The organism is Stenotrophomonas maltophilia group sp. LNF247, assembly GCF_054083135.1.
Genome location: NZ_JBSRQL010000010.1, coordinates 15857 through 31896 on the forward strand (window position 1 = coordinate 15857; position 16040 = coordinate 31896).

At 67.4% G+C, this 16040-nt stretch carries 17 protein-coding genes; 7 read left to right on the plus strand and 10 right to left on the minus strand.

The genetic code is table 11. The annotated features are described in order from the left end of the window. Positions 1–14: 14 nt before the first annotated feature. Both ACTXG9_RS11520 and ACTXG9_RS11525 read left to right on the plus strand, forming a co-directional pair. The gene (locus ACTXG9_RS11520; RefSeq protein ID WP_019661528.1) at positions 15–620 is read left to right on the plus strand and encodes a thioredoxin family protein; all 606 of its coding nucleotides are present in this window, start codon (positions 15–17) and stop codon (positions 618–620) included. A gap of 226 nt (positions 621–846) precedes the next feature. Next, positions 847–1986: a hypothetical protein gene (locus ACTXG9_RS11525; protein ID WP_227852528.1), complete on the plus strand. Its 1140-nt coding sequence runs from the start codon at positions 847–849 to the stop codon at positions 1984–1986. An 81-nt stretch (positions 1987–2067) separates the two neighbouring features. Here the strand turns inward: ACTXG9_RS11525 and ACTXG9_RS11530 are convergent, their stop codons facing one another. Then, positions 2068–2559 carry a MarR family winged helix-turn-helix transcriptional regulator gene (locus ACTXG9_RS11530; RefSeq protein WP_026347199.1) on the minus strand — a complete coding sequence of 164 codons (492 nt, stop codon included), beginning with the start codon at positions 2557–2559 and terminating at the stop codon, positions 2068–2070. 129 nt (positions 2560–2688) lie between these two features. On the opposite strand from ACTXG9_RS11530, the gene hppD reads away from it, so the two are divergent. Then, positions 2689–3801, plus strand: a complete 1113-nt coding sequence (gene hppD / locus ACTXG9_RS11535) for a 4-hydroxyphenylpyruvate dioxygenase (RefSeq protein ID WP_021202657.1) — start codon at positions 2689–2691, stop codon at positions 3799–3801. Between the two features lie 85 nt (positions 3802–3886). After that, entirely contained in the window at positions 3887–5194 is a 1308-nt protein-coding gene (gene hmgA / locus ACTXG9_RS11540; RefSeq protein ID WP_155030231.1) for a homogentisate 1,2-dioxygenase, read from the plus strand. A gap of 48 nt (positions 5195–5242) precedes the next feature. On the opposite strand, the gene ACTXG9_RS11545 is transcribed toward hmgA, so the two are convergent. Then, positions 5243–5782, minus strand: coding sequence for a hypothetical protein (locus tag ACTXG9_RS11545; protein WP_456115783.1), 540 nt, complete (start codon positions 5780–5782; stop codon positions 5243–5245). Positions 5783–5907: 125 nt separating this feature from the next. On the opposite strand from ACTXG9_RS11545, the gene ACTXG9_RS11550 reads away from it, so the two are divergent. Beyond that, a complete protein-coding gene (locus ACTXG9_RS11550) occupies positions 5908–6564 on the plus strand; it encodes a hypothetical protein (RefSeq protein WP_021202660.1) in 657 nt (218 codons plus the stop codon). Positions 6565–6637: 73 nt separating this feature from the next. Next, on the plus strand, positions 6638–7603 hold the full coding sequence (locus tag ACTXG9_RS11555; protein ID WP_021202661.1) for a sodium:calcium antiporter: 966 nt from the start codon (positions 6638–6640) through the stop codon (positions 7601–7603). Positions 7604–7686: 83 nt separating this feature from the next. Here the strand turns inward: ACTXG9_RS11555 and ACTXG9_RS11560 are convergent, their stop codons facing one another. The 8 genes from ACTXG9_RS11560 to ACTXG9_RS11595 form a co-directional block, all read right to left on the minus strand. Then, on the minus strand, positions 7687–8076 hold the full coding sequence (locus ACTXG9_RS11560; protein WP_012481450.1) for a Na+/H+ antiporter subunit G: 390 nt from the start codon (positions 8074–8076) through the stop codon (positions 7687–7689). Next, entirely contained in the window at positions 8073–8357 is a 285-nt protein-coding gene (locus tag ACTXG9_RS11565) for a K+/H+ antiporter subunit F (protein WP_005411334.1), read from the minus strand. Before ACTXG9_RS11565 ends, ACTXG9_RS11560 begins: the two co-directional genes overlap by 4 nt. Continuing rightward, positions 8354–8860 (minus strand): Na+/H+ antiporter subunit E, encoded by a 507-nt coding sequence (locus ACTXG9_RS11570; protein WP_021202662.1) that lies wholly within the window; start codon positions 8858–8860, stop codon positions 8354–8356. Before ACTXG9_RS11570 ends, ACTXG9_RS11565 begins: the two co-directional genes overlap by 4 nt. After that, positions 8857–10392 (minus strand): monovalent cation/H+ antiporter subunit D, encoded by a 1536-nt coding sequence (locus tag ACTXG9_RS11575; protein WP_111103650.1) that lies wholly within the window; start codon positions 10390–10392, stop codon positions 8857–8859. The genes ACTXG9_RS11570 and ACTXG9_RS11575 overlap by 4 nt, the downstream gene beginning before the upstream one ends. Next, positions 10389–10781, minus strand: coding sequence for a Na+/H+ antiporter subunit C (locus tag ACTXG9_RS11580; protein WP_005419863.1), 393 nt, complete (start codon positions 10779–10781; stop codon positions 10389–10391). The genes ACTXG9_RS11575 and ACTXG9_RS11580 overlap by 4 nt, the downstream gene beginning before the upstream one ends. Next, positions 10781–13609 (minus strand): monovalent cation/H+ antiporter subunit A, encoded by a 2829-nt coding sequence (locus ACTXG9_RS11585; protein ID WP_171952554.1) that lies wholly within the window; start codon positions 13607–13609, stop codon positions 10781–10783. The genes ACTXG9_RS11580 and ACTXG9_RS11585 overlap by 1 nt, the downstream gene beginning before the upstream one ends. Before the next feature lie 333 nt (positions 13610–13942). Beyond that, the gene (locus ACTXG9_RS11590) at positions 13943–14428 is read right to left on the minus strand and encodes an Mpo1 family 2-hydroxy fatty acid dioxygenase (protein ID WP_021202665.1); all 486 of its coding nucleotides are present in this window, start codon (positions 14426–14428) and stop codon (positions 13943–13945) included. A gap of 203 nt (positions 14429–14631) precedes the next feature. Next, on the minus strand, positions 14632–15558 hold the full coding sequence (locus tag ACTXG9_RS11595; RefSeq protein WP_167693003.1) for a phosphoribosylaminoimidazolesuccinocarboxamide synthase: 927 nt from the start codon (positions 15556–15558) through the stop codon (positions 14632–14634). 141 nt (positions 15559–15699) lie between these two features. Here ACTXG9_RS11595 and ACTXG9_RS11600 point away from each other — a divergent pair, with 141 nt between their 5' ends. Further along, positions 15700–16029 (plus strand): J domain-containing protein, encoded by a 330-nt coding sequence (locus ACTXG9_RS11600; protein ID WP_456115788.1) that lies wholly within the window; start codon positions 15700–15702, stop codon positions 16027–16029. Positions 16030–16040 lie beyond the last annotated feature (11 nt).

Consider the following 16040-nt stretch of genomic DNA (forward strand, 5'->3'; position numbering starts at 1 on the left):
AGAGGGTAGAAGGCATGCGTAGCAAGCTCGGTACTGCGGTAGTGGTGGTCTGTGCGGCGCTGATAGGCGCCTGTTCCCAACCGCAACCACCTGCGACCGCCGAGCCCACGCAGCCCCTGGATACCCGACCCACCGAGCCACCGGTCGCTGACCCCAGCGAACCGGTGGCCTCGGGCAACACCCCGGTGGCGGCGGACATCGCCGCCATCGCCGGGCTCGGTGCGCAGTTCGACCCGGCCCGCAACCCCGCCGATGACCTGGCCACCGCCAAGGTGGAAGCCCAGCGGGGCAAGAAGCGCATCCTGCTGGAGATCGGCAACGCCGCCTGTGAGCGCTGCCGGGCGCTGGACGATGTGGTGGAAGGCAACGGCGACCTGCGTCGCTTCCGCGATGCCCACTACGTGTGGGTGAAGGTCAACGCCAGCGACGAGCAGCCCAACACCGCGTTCCTTGCCCAGTTCCCGGTGATGGAACGCGACTATCCGCATCTGCTGGTGCTGGACGCCGATGGTGGCCTGCTGGTGTCGCAGGCGACCGCTGAGCTGCGCAGGGGCGAGGCGTTCCAGCCTGCGCGGGTGAGCGCGTTCCTCAAGCAGTGGGCACCCGACAAACCGGAATAGGGGAGTGCCGACCGCTGACCGCCAACCCCGGCGGATGCCGACCGCTGACCGCCATCCCCGGTGGGGGCCGACCGTTGGTCGGCACAGAAGTGCATCCACGCATGGCGTGGATCTACTGTGGTTGCGGTCACATTCCCGGAATCGGCATCTCAATATCGCAACGCGCTCGCCGTTACCGGCAAGGACCTCAGTCGACATCCCGTCGATGCAACCTTCCGGAACGCCCATGCACAGCGACCACGCCGAACGATTGCCCGGACCCGCCAGTGAGCTGGCCGAGGGTGGAGCAGGCGAGGGCGTGACCCTGCCGCCGCAGGAGGCGCTGCTGGATGACGCCGGTACCGGCGAGGCCAACGTCGACCTGGCACCGCCGCGCCATCGCCTGCCGCAGATCGCGCTGCCCGATAACGTGGTGCTGAAGGGTGCGGTGCAGAAACTGGTCGAGCAGAAATCGCGGCTCGATGCACTGGCCGCCGATGGCCAGCTGGCCGGGCTGCTGCCACCGGAGTGGCAGGGCCATGGCGTGCGCGCGATTGAACTGTCCACCTTCATCCAGGGCGTGCTGCCGTTCCTGCAACCCGGCGAACGTGGCGAAACCGCGCCGGCGCGCCTGCCGGTGCGCCATGTGCTGGGTGACGACAGCCGCTGGGGCCTGGACGATGTCGCCGAACCGAAATCGTTGGCCTGGTACCTGGCTAGCGACGAACGCGCCACCGCCGGCAGCAAGGACGTGGCCGAGGCCTATCTGGTGGGTGCACTCGGCCTGGCGTGGATGCAGGAGGGGCGTAGCCGCCCCGGTTTCCTGCGCGCGATGGGCCAGGACAGCCTGGCGGCACGGGTGACCATGCTCGGCTACCCGCCGGCCAACGAACTGGCGCTGTACAGCGTCACCGCGCACGGCCAGTCGCAGATCTGGTGCGTGCATGGTCGCCGTCGCATGCGCCCGCTGGTGGCGCCGTGGCTGAGCGTGCCGCTGCTGACCGCGTATGGCGTGCCGGCGCCGGTCGCGTGGCCGTCCAGTTTCCCGCCTGTGGAGGCCGTGGCCGAGCTGTTGGCAACCGCACGGCAGGGGCGCGCGCTGCCGGAAGTGGATCTGGGCAAGGCCGTGGCGAAGATCGCCGAAGAGGCCGCATCCGAAGCCTGGCAACCGGTCAGCCTGCTGCAGCTCAACACCTGGTCACCGCGTTGGCATTTCTTCCTGGGCACCTTCGTCGGCCTGCCGTCGCTGCTGCTGGTGGCGGCGGCGCTGGCGCTGCCCGGTGCGGTCGAGGCGGCCACGGTTGCTGCATCACTTGGCTTCGCCGGTGGTGCCATCGCGGCGCTGGCGGTGCCGTGGATCCACGCGCGGCGCAAGCACCTGAGCTGAAAAAAGGGGACGGAGGGGATTAAGTCGTTTCAGGCACACCTGTACTCATTACGACTTAATCCCCTCCTTCCCCTTTTTCTTTCAGACGCCTTCGCCCATCCGCTCCAGGCCGTCACCGGCCAGGCGCAGGATCAGCTTTTCCAGCAGCTGTTCCTCCTCCTCGCTCAGCACCGACATCAGCTTGCGGGTGATCTCGATCACCATCGGTGCGATGGTCTCGTACACCTCGAAGCCGGCCGCGGACAGCGCCAGCACCGAGCGGCGGCGGTCATCGCCGTGGGTCTCGCGCTTGATGAAGCCGCGCTCCAGCAGGCGGGCCACGGCGCGGCTGACCGCCACCTTGTCCATCGCCGTGCGGTCGGAGACCTCGCTGGCCGAGGAACCCGGGTACAGCGCCAGGATGGTGATGACCCGCCACTCGGGGATCGCCAGACCGTAACGATCGCCGTATAGCTTGGCGATGTTGCCGCTGACCCGGTTGGACAGCACGCTCAGCCGGTACGGCAGGAACTGTTCCAGGTCGAGCAGGACGTGCGAGGCACGCAGGCGGGTCGAGGCGGGATCGGGGCTCATGTTGCGGTGCACCTTGCTGGTGGTTTCAAGTGTAACTATAAGGGGTGGGTCCAGACCCTGCATTCTCGCCGGGTCCCTACCTGCCCGCACCTGGTTTGTACCGATGCGGTACCGATTCGGAGCCACGCCATGAATACCGCAGTCCCGACCGCCTCGCACCCCAACCCCGGCATGCAGGTCACCACCTTCGAGAACCCGATGGGCATCGACGGCTTCGAGTTCGTCGAATTCGCCGCCCCGGCCGGCCGTGGCCAGGAGCTGCACGAGTACTTCCGGAAGATGGGCTTCAGCGCGGTGCTCAAGCACAAGCAGCGTCCGATTACCGTCTATCGCCAGGGCGACGTCAACTTCCTGGTCAATGAAGACCCCGATTCGTTCGCCGCCGACTTCGCCGAGAAGCACGGTCCGTGCGCGTGCGGCTTCGCCATCCGCTTCAAGAAGCCGGGCCAGGAGGTCTACCAGACCGCGCTGGGCAACGGTGCCGAAGCCATCGCCTTCAAGGCGGACAGCAAGGCGGTCAGCGCCCCGGTCATCAAGGGCATCGGCGATTGCATGCTGTACCTGGTCGACCGCTACGGCGCGGCCGGCAGCATCTACGACGGCGACTACGAGCCGATCGCCGGCGCCGACCTGCACCCGGTGGGCTTCGGCCTGACCTTCATCGACCACCTTACCCACAACCTGTACTTCGGCAACATGCAGCAGTGGTCGGATTACTACGAGCGCCTGTTCAACTTCCGCGAGATCCGCTACTTCGACATCAAGGGCCTGAAGACCGGCCTGGTGTCCAAGGCGATGACCGCGCCCGATGGCATCGTGCGCATTCCGCTGAACGAATCTTCGGACCCGAAGAGCCAGATCAACGAGTACCTGGACGCGTACAAGGGCGAGGGCATCCAGCACATCGCCTGCTTCACCGAGAACATCTACGAGACCGTCGAAGCAATGCGCGCGCAGGGCGTGGACTTCCTGGATACGCCGGAGACCTACTTCGAGGTGATCGACCAGCGCGTGCCGAACCACGGTGAAGACGTGCCGCGCCTGGCCAAGAACAAGATCCTGATCGATGCCGATCCGGAAACCCACCAGCGCAAGCTGCTGCAGATCTTCACCCAGAACTGCATCGGCCCGATCTTCTTCGAGATCATCCAGCGCAAGGGCAACGAAGGCTTCGGCGAAGGCAACTTCACCGCGCTGTTCGAGAGCATCGAGCGCGACCAGATCCGACGCGGCGTGCTGTAAGGTCTGCAGGCAATGTCGGCTTCCGGTCGACATTGCCTGTCCGAATGGTAGTTCCGGCCGCTGGCCGGCAATCTCTGGAGTTCCCATGTCCCCCGCCATCACCGCCCGCGGCTACCAGTCCGGCTTCGGCAACGAATTCGCCACCGAGGCCGTCGCCGGCGCGCTGCCGGTCGGACAGAACTCACCGCAGAAGGTGGCCCACGGCCTGTACGCCGAACAGTTGACCGGCACCGCCTTCACTGCGCCGCGCGGCAGCAACCGCCGCAGCTGGCTGTACCGGATCCGCCCGGCGGTGGCCCATGGCGAGTTCACCCCCTTCGCGCAGTCGCAGCTGCAGTGTGATTTCGGCGCTCAGCCGGCCTCGCCAAACCAGCTGCGCTGGAGCCCGCTGCCGCTGCCGGAGCTGCCGACAGATTTTGTCGAAGGCCTGTACACGATGGGTGGCAACGGCTCGCCCGATGCGCATGCCGGCGTGGGCATCCACCTGTACGCTGCCAACCGCGACATGGTCGGCCGCTACTTCTACGACGCCGACGGCGAGCTGCTGATCGTGCCGCAGCTGGGCGCGCTGCGCCTGCTGACCGAGCTGGGCGTGATCGAGATCGAGCCGCAGCAGATCGCGGTGATCCCGCGCGGCGTGCGCTTCCGCGTTGAACTGCCCGATGGCCCGAGCCGTGGCTACATCTGCGAGAACTACGGTGCGCTGCTGAAGCTGCCCGACCTCGGCCCGATCGGATCCAACGGCCTGGCCAATCCGCGCGACTTCGAAACCCCGCATGCGGCGTTCGAGGATGTGGATGGCGACTTCGAACTGATCGCCAAGTTCGAAGGCCGCCTGTGGCGTGCACCGATCGACCATTCACCGCTGGACGTGGTGGCCTGGCACGGCAATTACGCGCCGTACCGCTACGACCTGCGTCGCTTCAACACCATCGGTTCGGTCAGCTTCGACCACCCGGATCCGTCGATCTTCCTGGTGCTGCATTCGCCCAGCGACACCCCGGGCACCAGCAACATGGACTTCGCGATCTTCCCGCCGCGCTGGCTGGTGGCGCAGAACACCTTCCGTCCGCCGTGGTTCCACCGCAACATCGCCAGCGAGTTCATGGGCCTGGTGCATGGCGCCTACGATGCCAAGGCCGAAGGCTTCGTGCCGGGCGGCGCGTCGCTGCACAACTGCATGAGCGGCCACGGCCCGGATGCACCGACCTTCGACAAGGCGTCCAATGCCGACCTTTCCAAGGCCGATGTGATCAAGGACACGATGGCCTTCATGTTCGAGACCCGCGCGGTGATCCACCCGACCGCACAGGCACTGGCCGCCGGCCACCGCCAGGGCGACTACCAGCAGTGCTGGAACGGCCTGCGCAACAACTTCCGGTCGTCCCGCTAGCGTGGTGGGTGCCGACCGTTGGTCGGCACGATGCGCCGGAACCTGCGCTTACGCCACCTCGGCGAAGGCGTCGCAATGCTCCCGCGGCAACGCCTCCAGCAGGCGCTGGCGCACGCGCTGGCAATAGCCATCCCAAGTCAGCGCGGGCAGCAGCTGCATCGCCGACTGCAGCCGCTGCAGCACCTCATCCTCCGCACGCGCCTGCTGCAGATCGCGGAACAGTGCCGCTGCCTGCGGATGCCGCTGCATTTCCAGGATACCCAGCAGGTAGATGCGCGCTGCCACCAGCGAACGGCGACGTTCGACCGGCGTGGCGCTGGCGTTCGTTGGCACCTTCACCAGCGCCGCATTGGCCGGTTCGGCAGCGGCGTGAGGGGGTGCCGCCGCCGTTGCCGTGCCGGTCGCCAGATAGCCCGCCTGCACCAGCTGGATGACCATCGCCGGCGCATCCTGTCCAAGCAGACCGGTCAGGTCGGCGACGGTACGCTGGCCGTCGCACAGGATCAGCAGCCGGCGCTGGCGCATGTCCAGCGGCGCGCGGTGGGCCTGCAGCGCGGTTCGGGCGAGATCGGTCTTGCGCGGTTGCATGGAAGGGACGGCCAGATCGGTGCTCGCCGAGCCTGAACGAGGGCGATGAAACCGCGATGACAATGCAGCGCCTGCACACCGGATGGGTTAGCGTGCAGCCATCTTCGTGCCAGGGAACCGCACCGATGAAGCACCTCCCGATTGCTGGTCTGTTGCTCCTTTCGCTCGCCGCCTGCAGTGCGGGCCCTGACAAGCAGGGGGCGGCCGGTAGCGGCAGCGACACCCCGGCGGAAACCGCCTCGGCGACCGGGCCAGCGCAGTCGGCCGATCCTGATCTGGCAACCCGCCCCGCCAACGACCTTCGCGAGGACAGTCCCGCGCGCCTGGATGGCTTCGCTGGGGCAAAGCTGGGTGCCGGCATCGCCGAGGTCCGTGCCGGCTTCGGCACGCCGCTGCAGGGTCTGGGCACCGATGCGGCCGGCAAGCCGCTGCCGGCTGACGACAGCAACGACGGCTGCTACTTCCTGCGCCCGCAGGATGCCGAAGATCCGCGCCTGATGATCGAAGGCCGCAAGCTGGTGCGCTACGACGTGCGCAGCGCCGCCATCACCGCACCAGGCGGCGGCAAGGTCGGCATGACCCTGGGTGAGCTGCAGGTGCTGTACCCGGAGCGGGCCGATGTCGGCCCTGACAAGTACGACGAGAAGGCCCAGCACCTGCGCGTGCGCCCGGCGCAGGAGGGTGGTGCGGTCATCGACTTCGCGCTCGGCGCTGATGGTCGGGTCAGTGCCTGGCGCGTCGGCAAGACCCCACAGGTCGATTACGCCGAAGGCTGTGGCTGATCCTTGATCCACCGCCGAGCCATGCGCTCGGGCCACGCGTAGAATCGCGCCACCACCGCTGGGGGAGTGCTCGATGATCGCCATTGCCATTGCCTGGTTCCTGCTCGGCCTGCTGCTGCTGGCGCTGGGCGGGGACTCCATCGTCAAGGCCGTGTCCGGCCTGGCCCAGCGTTTCGGGGCCAGCCCATTCACTGCCGGGCTGCTGCTGCTCGGGGTGGCCACCTCGTTGCCGGAGCTGGCAGTCAACGCGCGCGCGCTGGCGGTGGGCCAGCCAGAACTGGCGCTGGGCAATGCGGTCGGCAGCAGCATCACCAACCTGGGCCTGACCCTGGCCGTGGCGGCCATGGCTGCGCCCCTGCTGCTGCGCGCGCGCCTGCAGACGGTGCTGTGGTGGTCGCTGCTGGCGGCAGGTGTGCTGCTGATCCTGTTCGGGCTTGATGGCGGCCTGGCACGTTGGGAGGGCGGCATACTGCTGGCCGGCTTCATCGTGGTGCAGGTGCTGCTGCTGCGCCGTGGTCGCAGCGAGAGCGCGGAGGTGCAGGTGGCCATCGCCGAGTCCGCACTGAGCCGCACCAGCCTGCCGTTGAACGTGCTGCGCGTGCTGATTGCCGCGTTGACGCTGTACTGGGGCGCGCGCCTGGTGGTGGGCGCCGCCGCCGACTTTGGCGTCGCCCTGGGTTGGACGCCGCTGCTGGTCGGCCTGCTGCCGGTGGCGATCGGTACCGCACTGCCGGAAGTGGCCACCGCCATCGCCGCCGCGCGTCGCGGGCATGGCGACATGGTGCTGGGCCACGTGCTGGGTTCCAGCGTGGTCAACCTGCTCCTGGTGATCGGTGCGATGGCCGTGCTGCAGCCGCTGGCGCTGCCGGCCTCGTTCGTGCGCCTGGAACTGCCGGCGCTGCTGGCGTTCGCGCTGGTGCTGTACCCGATGCTGCGTGGCGACCTGAAGATCAGCCGCGGCGAAGGTGTGATCCTGCTGGTCGCGTTTGTCGGCTGGTTCGTGCTGGAACTGCTGCTGGTCGGCGCACCGGCGCTGTAGAGCCGAGCCCATGCTTGGCTGCTGTTCGTGCCGACCAGCGGTCGGCACCTACGGGGCGTCACATTGCCGGCCAGCGGCCGGTTCTACCGGTTCTGCGTGGTTTCTTCTTCCCGCACCGGCTCCGGCGGTGGCAGCTGCTCCTCGGCGGCACGTTCGTTGCCCGGCAGGGTGGGGCGGGTCTCCATCAGCAGCGACAGCGCGGCCTTGGCCATCATGTGCGCGCTGATCGGTGCGGTGATGAACAGGAACACGGTGATCAGCAGCTCGCGCGGCTGCGGGTCCTGGCCGAGGAAGATGTGGTAGCAGACCGAGCACACCAACACGCAGCCCACGCCCAGCGTGCTGGCCTTGGTCGGCGCGTGCAGGCGCTTGAAGAAGGTCGACAGCTTCACCAGGCCCAGTGCGCCCACCAGGATGAAGAAGCAGCCGAACAGCAGCAGGATCGACAGGCCGATCTGGATGGCAGTGATCATTCGACGATGTCCCGGCGCAGCACGAACTTGCTCAGCACCACGGTGCTGCCGAAGCCGAGCATGGCGATGATCAACGCCGCCTCGAAGTAGATCGGTGAATTGAGGTACATGCCGAACAGCATCAGCTCGGCGATCGCGGTCACCGACAGGGTGTCCAGTGCGAGGATGCGGTCGGGCACGGTCGGCCCGCGCAGCAGGCGCCAGGTGGCCAGCAGCATGGCCAGGCCGACCACGTGCATGCACACCACCAGGGTGGTCTGGATGACTTCAAAACCGGTCATGGGAAGATCTCCATCAACGGCGCCTCGTAACGGCGCTTGATCGTATCGATCAGGTCCTGTGGATCCTCCAGGTGCAGCACATGCACCAGCAGGAACTTGCGGTCGTCGCTGAGCGCGGCCGAGACCGTGCCCGGGGTCAGGGTGATCATGCTGGTCAGCGCGGCGATGCCGTGGATGTTGGCGATGTCCAGCGGCAGCCAGATGAAGCCCGGGTGGATGTTCTTTTCCGGGCCCAGCACCTGCAGGGCGACGCGGATGTTGGACATCAGGATGTCCCACAGGGTCACGCACACCAGTCTGGGCAGCGGCCGCAGGGTGCCGATGCGCGCGAACTCGCGGTCCAGGCGCGCGGCGAACAGCGGCACCACCACGCCCAGCACAAGCCCCAGCACGATCTGGCCGAGGGTGAAGCTGTCGGACATCAGCAGCCAGAACGCCACCACCATGATGCTGAGCATCGGCGAGGGAATCAGGCGACGGAACAGGGAGTGCTGGGCAGTCATGGCTGGCGGATCTCCGGCGTGGTCGCGCGCAGCTGCTGCACGTACTCGCTGGGATGCAGCAGCTGTGCGGCGGTGGCGTCGGTGTAGCGCATCAACGGTGCAGCGGCCAGGGTCATGCCGATGCCGTAGGCCAGCAGCAGGCAGGCGGCGTAGAGCTCTACCCGGCGCAGGGGAGCCTTGCGCGGCTTCGGTGCTTCTGGATCGACCGGCGGCACGCGCCAGAACAGGCGGATGCCGCCGCGGGTCAGGCCCATGATCACCAGCAGGCTGCTGACCAGCACGGCGGTCCAGACCGGCCCGGTGTACTGCGCCGGCATGCCGGCCAGCAGCGCGGCCTTGGCCAGGAAGCCGGACAGTGGCGGCAGGCCGGCCACCGACACTGCCCCGATCAGGAACAGCACCGCTGGGGTTTCCTTGCCCGGCATCGGTGCCACCACTTCCTTGCGGTCGCTGGCACCGCCGCGACGACGGCGGATCAGGTCGGCGATCAGGAACAGCGCGGCGGCGACGAAGCTGCTGTGCGGCAGGTAGTACAGGCCCGCTGAGAGTACCTGCGGCGTGCCCACCGAGAAGGCGATGAACAGCGTGGCCGCCGACACGATCACCAGGTACGAGATCAGGACGCGCAGGCGGGTCGCGGCCAGTGCACCCAGGCCACCGAGCACCAGCGTCGCCACGCCGGCCCACAGCAGCCAGTCGCGGCCATAGCCGGCCATCGCGCCTGCGTCATCGCCGAACCACAGCATCTGGATGCGCAGCACCGAGTACAGGCCGACCTTGGTCATGATCGCGAACAGCGCAGCCACCGCTGCTGGCGCACGCGAATAGGCTTCCGGCAGCCACAGGTACAGCGGCATCAGCGCGGCCTTGGCGCAGAACACCAGCAGCAACAGGCCCATCGTCGCCTTCACCAGGGTCAGCTGCGCCGGCGGTATTTCGGCGATGCGCTGCGACAGCTCGGCCATGTTCAGCGAACCCAGCGTGGCGTACAGCAGGCCCAGCGCGATCAGGAACAGGGTCGAGGCGGTGACGTTGAACACCACGTAGTGCAGGCCGATGCGCATGCGCAGGCCGCGGCCACCGCTGAGCAGCAGGCCGTAGGAGGCGATCAGCATCACCTCGAAGAACACGAACAAGTTGAAGATGTCGCCGGTCAGGAACGCACCGTTGAGGCCGACCAGCTGGAACTGGAACAGCGCATGGAAGTGCGGTGCGCGGCGGTCCCAGCCCGAGCAGGCGTGCAGCAGGCAGGGAATGGCCAGCAGCAGGGTGGTCAGCAGCATCCACGCCGACAGCCGGTCGGCCACCAGCGCGATGCCCAGCCGCGACGGCCAGTCGCCCAGCAGGTAGACATTGATGTCACCGCCCGCGGTCGACGCGAACAGCAGGCCCACCGCCAGCGCCAGCGCCGACAGCGCGGTCCACGCGACGGCGCGCTGCACCCTGGGGCCGTAGCGACGGTGTTCGACGAACAGCGACAGTGCAGCACCCAGCAGGGGAATCAGGATCGGCAGGATCACCAGGTGGTTCATGCGCGGTCCTCGCCCTGGCGCGGCGGCACGCGCTCATCCTGCAGGTCATCGTCGGGCTCGTGGGCGTCCACATGGTCGCTGTGGTTGTCGCTGCGGCTGCGCATGGCCAGCACGATGCTCACTGCGGTCATCGCGAAGGCGATCACGATCGCGGTCAGCACCAGCGCCTGTGGCAGCGGATCGGTGTAGTTGCCGAGGTGGCTGTCCACGCCCTCCTGCAGCACCGGCGCCTTGCCCAGCACCACGCGGCCACCGGCGAAGATCAGCAGGTTGGTGGCGTAGGACAGGAAGGTCATGCCGAGAATCACATCGAAGCTGCGCGCGCGCAGCAGCAGGTAGATGCCGATGGCGGTCAGCACGCCGATCGCGGTCGCAAGGGCCAGTTCCATCAGTGCATCTCCCCGGTGCGGGCCGAACGGCGTTGCAGGTCGATCTCGCCCTTGCGGGCGGTGCGGGTACGCGAGGGCTTGATCGTGCCCATCATCGACAGCATCAGCATGGCGCCGCCGAACACCACCAGGTAGACGCCGATGTCGAAACCGATCGCACTGGCCAGCGGCACGTCGCCGATCAGCGGCAGGTGCAGATCGAGGTGGCCGCTGGTGAGGAACGGCACGCCGAACAGCATCGAGGCACTGCCGCTGAGCAGGGCGATCAGCAGGCCCATGCCGATGCAGCGGATGTAGTCGAAGCCGAAGCGCGACTCCACCGATGCGGTGCCCTGGATCACGTACTGAATCAGCAGCGGCACCGCCAGCACCAGGCCGGCGATGAAGCCACCGCCCGGCGCGTTGTGGCCGCGCAGGAACAGGAAGATCGATACGGTCAGGGTCAGCGGGAACATGATCTGGGCCAGGTCGGCTGGTACCGGCAGCTTGATCGGAGGGCCGGGCATGATCTGCTCCGGTGCCATCCGCGTGCGCCGCAGCAGGGCATGCACCACCAGCGCGGCGATGCCGAACACGGTGATCTCGCCGAAGGTATCGAAGCCGCGGAAGTCGACCAGGATCACGTTGACCACGTTCTGGCCATAGGCCTCGGGCAACGCACGGGCGAGCAGTTCGCCGGCCATGGTGTTCGGCGGCAGGGTCATCGCCGAATAGGCCAGCGCACCCAGGCCGGCGCCGGCGATGATCGCGATCACCGCATCGCGGCGCTTGCGCCAGCGCGGACGTTCCGGCCCGGACTGCGCCGGCAGGTAGTTCATGCCCAGCAGCATCAGCACCAGGGTGACCATCTCCACCAGCAGCTGGGTCAGGGCCAGGTCGGGTGCGGACAGGAACACGAAGGTCAGCGCCACCATCAGGCCGACGCCGCCGACCAGCAGCACCGCCAGCAGGCGCTGCTTGTAGATGCGCAGGGTGGCGACCGCACAGGCCATCATCACCAGCCAAAGCGCCCAGCCCAGCAAGGGAACCGGCTGCGGCGCGGTCCAGTTCGGCGAGGCCGGATTTGCCACGAACGGCGCGGCGGCAACTGTGATCGCCACCAGCACCAGGCCCAGCAGCATGCGCTGCAGGCTGCCGTTGGCGATGCCGTTGGTCAGGCGCATGGCCAGTGCGGACACGGCATCCAGCTGCGCATGGAACACATTGCGGCCAGTGCTGACGTTGGTCACGGCGTGCAGGTTGATCAGCTTGCGCAGGCCGAAGTACAGCGCCACGCCGCCGATCACGCCGATCGCGCTCATCGCCAGCGGCAGGTTGAAGCCGTGCCATACCGCCAGGCTGTACTCGGGCATGGCGCTGCCGAGGATCGACGCCGCAGCGGCATGCAGCACCGGCGCCACGGTCAGTGCCGGGGCGATGCCTACTGCCACGCAGATCACCACCAGCAGTTCCACCGGTACCTTCATCCAGCGCGGCGGCTCATGCGGCACGCGATCCAGGTCGTGCGGGCCGGGGCCAAAGAAGGTGTCGTGCACGAAGCGCAGGCTGTAGGCCACGCCGAACACGCCGGCCAGCAGCGCGGCGATCGACACCGCCGTGCGCATGATCCCCGGGCCGCCGGCCGTGATCGCCTCGGCAAACAGCATTTCCTTGGACAGGAAGCCGTTGAGCAGCGGGATGCCGGCCATCGCCAGCGAGGCAATGATTGCCAGCGCGCTGGTGAACGGCATCAGCCTGCGCAGGCCGCCCAGCTTGCGCATGTCGCGGGTGCCGGTCTCATGGTCGATGATGCCGGCGGCCATGAACAGCGAGGCCTTGAAGGTGGCGTGGTTGAGGATGTGGAACACACCGGCCACCACCGCCATCGGCGTGGACAGGCCGAACAGCAGGGTGATCAGGCCCAGATGGGAAATGGTCGAGTAAGCCAGCAGGCCTTTCAGATCGTGCTGGAAGATCGCGTTCCAGGCGCCGATCAACAGGGTGATCGCACCGATGCCGCTGACCGTGTAGAAGAACAGGTCGCTGCCGGCCAGCGCTGGATGCAGGCGCGCCAGCAGGAACACACCGGCCTTCACCATGGTGGCCGAGTGCAGGTAGGCAGAGACCGGAGTGGGCGCGGCCATCGCGTGCGGCAGCCAGAAATGGAACGGAAACTGCGCGCTCTTGGTGAAGATGCCCGCCAGCACCAGGAACAGCGCGTACGGGTACAGCGCGCTGGCGCGGATCTGCTCGCCAGCGGCCAGCACCACGTCCAGGTCGAAGCTGCCGACGATGCGGCCGATCAGCAGCACGCCACCGAGCAGGGCCAGGCCGCCGCCGCCGGTGATCACCAGCGCCATGCGCGCGCCCTCGCGGGCGTCCTGGCGATGTGACCAGAAACCGATCAGCAGGAACGAGCTGATGCTGGTCATTTCCCAGAAGATCATCAGCAACAGCAGGTTGCCCGACAGCACCATGCCCAGCATGGCGCCCATGAACAGCAGCAGGTAGCAGTAGAAGCGGTGCGCGTTGTCCTGCTGGCTCAGGTAGTAGCGTGCATACAGCACCACCAGCGCACCGATGCCCAGCACCAGCCCGGCGAACATCCAGGCCAGCCCGTCCAGGCGCAGGGTGAAGTCCAGCCCGATCTGCGGCAGCCAGGGCACCAGGGTGCGGACCACCTGGCCATCGAGCACGGACGGCGTGAGCCAGCCGAGTATGGCCAGCCCGCCCAACGGCGCCAGCGCCGCCAGCCAGGCAGCAGTCGAGCGCGAACTACGGGGGAAGGCCGCAACAGCCGCTGCCATCAGGAACGGCAGGGCCAGCAGCAGGGGCAGGCTGGGGAGCATGCAGGGAATCCATGATTCACGAGCAGGTCAGGGAGGATAACAGGCTGCGAAATGTCGCTGAAACCCATCGAACAGCGATCAATTGCATGTAACGTCCGGTGATTCATATTTTCTGCGACGCAACATCGCGTTCCTGCGTGTTCTCCTCGCTTGCCCTCTGGGGACGCCCTACGCCCCCGCAGGGAGACCGCAGGCCCTGTCGCACAGGGGCTGCCGTCGACGGGCGGGCAATGGGGAGCGGATCACCGTCGCAGGCTGGCAGGGCTCCCGTGGACTACGGGTGACGGAATCTGCCCGTTCAGGAAACGACGGCCGCTGTCGGCCGCCGCCAGGTCAGTAGCGCCAGTCCAGCTTGCGGTAGAACTTGGCCATCACCCAGGCCGGGCCGATCAGCAGGTAGGTCAGGTCGGTCAGGAAGCTGGGCTTGCGGCCCTCGAATTTGTGGCCGATGAACTGCGCGATCCAGGCCACCACGAACACGCCCACCGCCAGCCAGCGCAGGGCCTGCAGGCCGATTTCGGCTTCCAGCAGGCGGCACAGGCAGCCGAACACGAAGAACTGGATGAGCATGCCGATGCCCAGCGGGCGCGACAGCTTGTTGTAGAAGCACCAGGCGCTGAACATCGCGAACGCCGACCAGATGCCGTACTGGAACCAGGTGATCAGCGGCGGCAGGCACCACAGCAGGGCCACCACCGACCACAGGATCGCCGGAACCGCCACCACGTGGATGCGCTGGTTGATCACATTGCGGTGGTCGTCGGAGTAGCTGGCGAAATAGCGGTCGATCGGCCGCGCAAGCTCGGTGGATGTCTGCATGCTGCGTTGCTTCCTCGGACAACGGTAGTGCCGGCCGCTGGCCGGCACTCCAGAGCATAGCCGAGTTCATGAGGTTGCCGGCCGGCGGCCGGCACTACCAGAGCCAGGCCATGCCTGGCTGCGGATTCGCCGAGGTTGCCGGCCAGCGGCCGGCACTACCCCTTCAGAGTGCCCCCGCCTGTCCGGCCGGGGGCGCAGGCGGATCAGTCGACGCTGATCCCGGCCAAGCGCTGCAGCGCCTCGGCGTACTTGGCGCGGGTGCGCTCGATGATCTCGCCCGGGATGGTCGGGCCCGGGGCGGTCTTGCCCCAGTCCAGCGTCTCCAGGTAATCGCGCACGAACTGCTTGTCGTAGCTCGGCGGGCTGGTACCCACTTCGTACTCGTCGGCCGGCCAGTAACGCGAGGAATCCGGCGTCAGCATCTCGTCCATGATGTACAGGCGGCCATCGGCGTCGGTACCGAACTCGAACTTGGTATCGGCCAGGAGGATGCCGCGTTCGCGGGCGTAATCGGCGGCGAACTTGTAGATGCGCAGGGTGGCGTCGCGCACGCGCTCGGCCAGGTCCGCACCGACCTGCTTCACCATCGCGTCGAAATCGATGTTCTCGTCGTGGTCGCCGACGGCGGCCTTGGTCGAGGGGGTGAAGATCGGCTCGGGCAGCTGCTCGGCCTGGCGCAGGCCGTCGGGCAGATCGATGCCGCTGACCTTGCCGGTGCGCTGGTAATCCTTCCAGCCGCTGCCGATCAGGTAGCCGCGGGCGATCGCTTCCACCGGCACCGGCTTCAGCTTGCGGGTGACCACCGCGCGCTTGGCATACAGGGCCGGGTCCACGCCTTCGGGCAGCACGCTGGCCACGTCGATGCCGGTCAGGTGGTTGGGCATCAGGTGCGCGGTCTTGGCGAACCAGAAGTTGGAGACCTGGCAGAGCATCTCGCCCTTGCCCGGGATCGGGTCGGGCAGGACCACGTCGAACGCCGACAGGCGATCGGTGGCCACCATCAGCAGGTAGTCGCCCGGCGGGGTCCCTGCAGGCAGCCGCTCGCGCGGGATATCGAACACATCACGCACCTTGCCGCGATGGCGCAAGGGCAGGCCGGGGAGATCGGATTGCAACAGCGTGGTTGGCACGGGCACTCCTGGGGCGTTGTCGATACGGCTGCCCAGCGGACCCGGCGGGCCCGCTGACCAGCGGGCGGCCTAGTGTAAAGCGGTCCGGGCCCGCTGTGACGTAAAATGAGCATCCATTTCGCCGGTCGACCCTGGGGCGCCATGCGCTGGTACGGAAAACTGCTCGGTTTCATCGCCGGGGCCCTGCTGTTCCGGCCCAATCCGCTGTTCGGCGCGGTAGTCGGCCTGATGATCGGCCATGCCTTTGATTCGGACTGGTTCCGCCTGAACAAGGAGAACCCGTACCGGGAGCTGGGGCTGACCTCCGAGGCCACCGATGCCGAGATCGAGCGCGCCTACCGAAAGCTGATCTCGCAGTACCACCCCGACAAGCTTGGCGGCGCCGCCCCCGAGCTGCAGCAGCAGGCCGAGCAGAAGTCGCGGCGCATCAACGCCGCCTACGACCGCATCAAGACCCTGCGCAAGCGCTGATCCGACAGTCC

Bases quoted from the DNA above. Each gene is read 5' to 3' on its own strand.
- ACTXG9_RS11555 (WP_021202661.1), top strand. From the start codon at position 6,638: ATGATCGCCATTGCCATTGCCTGGTTCCTGCTCGGCCTGCTGCTGCTG.
- hmgA (WP_155030231.1), top strand. From the start codon at position 3,887: ATGTCCCCCGCCATCACCGCCCGCGGCTACCAGTCCGGCTTCGGCAAC.
- ACTXG9_RS11600 (WP_456115788.1), top strand. From the start codon at position 15,700: ATGCGCTGGTACGGAAAACTGCTCGGTTTCATCGCCGGGGCCCTGCTG.
- ACTXG9_RS11570 (WP_021202662.1), bottom strand. From the start codon at position 8,860: ATGACTGCCCAGCACTCCCTGTTCCGTCGCCTGATTCCCTCGCCGATG.
- ACTXG9_RS11530 (WP_026347199.1), bottom strand. From the start codon at position 2,559: ATGAGCCCCGATCCCGCCTCGACCCGCCTGCGTGCCTCGCACGTCCTG.
- ACTXG9_RS11590 (WP_021202665.1), bottom strand. From the start codon at position 14,428: ATGCAGACATCCACCGAGCTTGCGCGGCCGATCGACCGCTATTTCGCC.
- ACTXG9_RS11575 (WP_111103650.1), bottom strand. From the start codon at position 10,392: ATGAACCACCTGGTGATCCTGCCGATCCTGATTCCCCTGCTGGGTGCT.
- ACTXG9_RS11565 (WP_005411334.1), bottom strand. From the start codon at position 8,357: ATGACCGGTTTTGAAGTCATCCAGACCACCCTGGTGGTGTGCATGCAC.
- ACTXG9_RS11580 (WP_005419863.1), bottom strand. From the start codon at position 10,781: ATGGAACTGGCCCTTGCGACCGCGATCGGCGTGCTGACCGCCATCGGC.
- ACTXG9_RS11525 (WP_227852528.1), top strand. From the start codon at position 847: ATGCACAGCGACCACGCCGAACGATTGCCCGGACCCGCCAGTGAGCTG.
- hppD (WP_021202657.1), top strand. From the start codon at position 2,689: ATGAATACCGCAGTCCCGACCGCCTCGCACCCCAACCCCGGCATGCAG.
- ACTXG9_RS11545 (WP_456115783.1), bottom strand. From the start codon at position 5,782: ATGCAACCGCGCAAGACCGATCTCGCCCGAACCGCGCTGCAGGCCCAC.
- ACTXG9_RS11560 (WP_012481450.1), bottom strand. From the start codon at position 8,076: ATGATCACTGCCATCCAGATCGGCCTGTCGATCCTGCTGCTGTTCGGC.
- ACTXG9_RS11585 (WP_171952554.1), bottom strand. From the start codon at position 13,609: ATGCTCCCCAGCCTGCCCCTGCTGCTGGCCCTGCCGTTCCTGATGGCA.
- ACTXG9_RS11520 (WP_019661528.1), top strand. From the start codon at position 15: ATGCGTAGCAAGCTCGGTACTGCGGTAGTGGTGGTCTGTGCGGCGCTG.
- ACTXG9_RS11550 (WP_021202660.1), top strand. From the start codon at position 5,908: ATGAAGCACCTCCCGATTGCTGGTCTGTTGCTCCTTTCGCTCGCCGCC.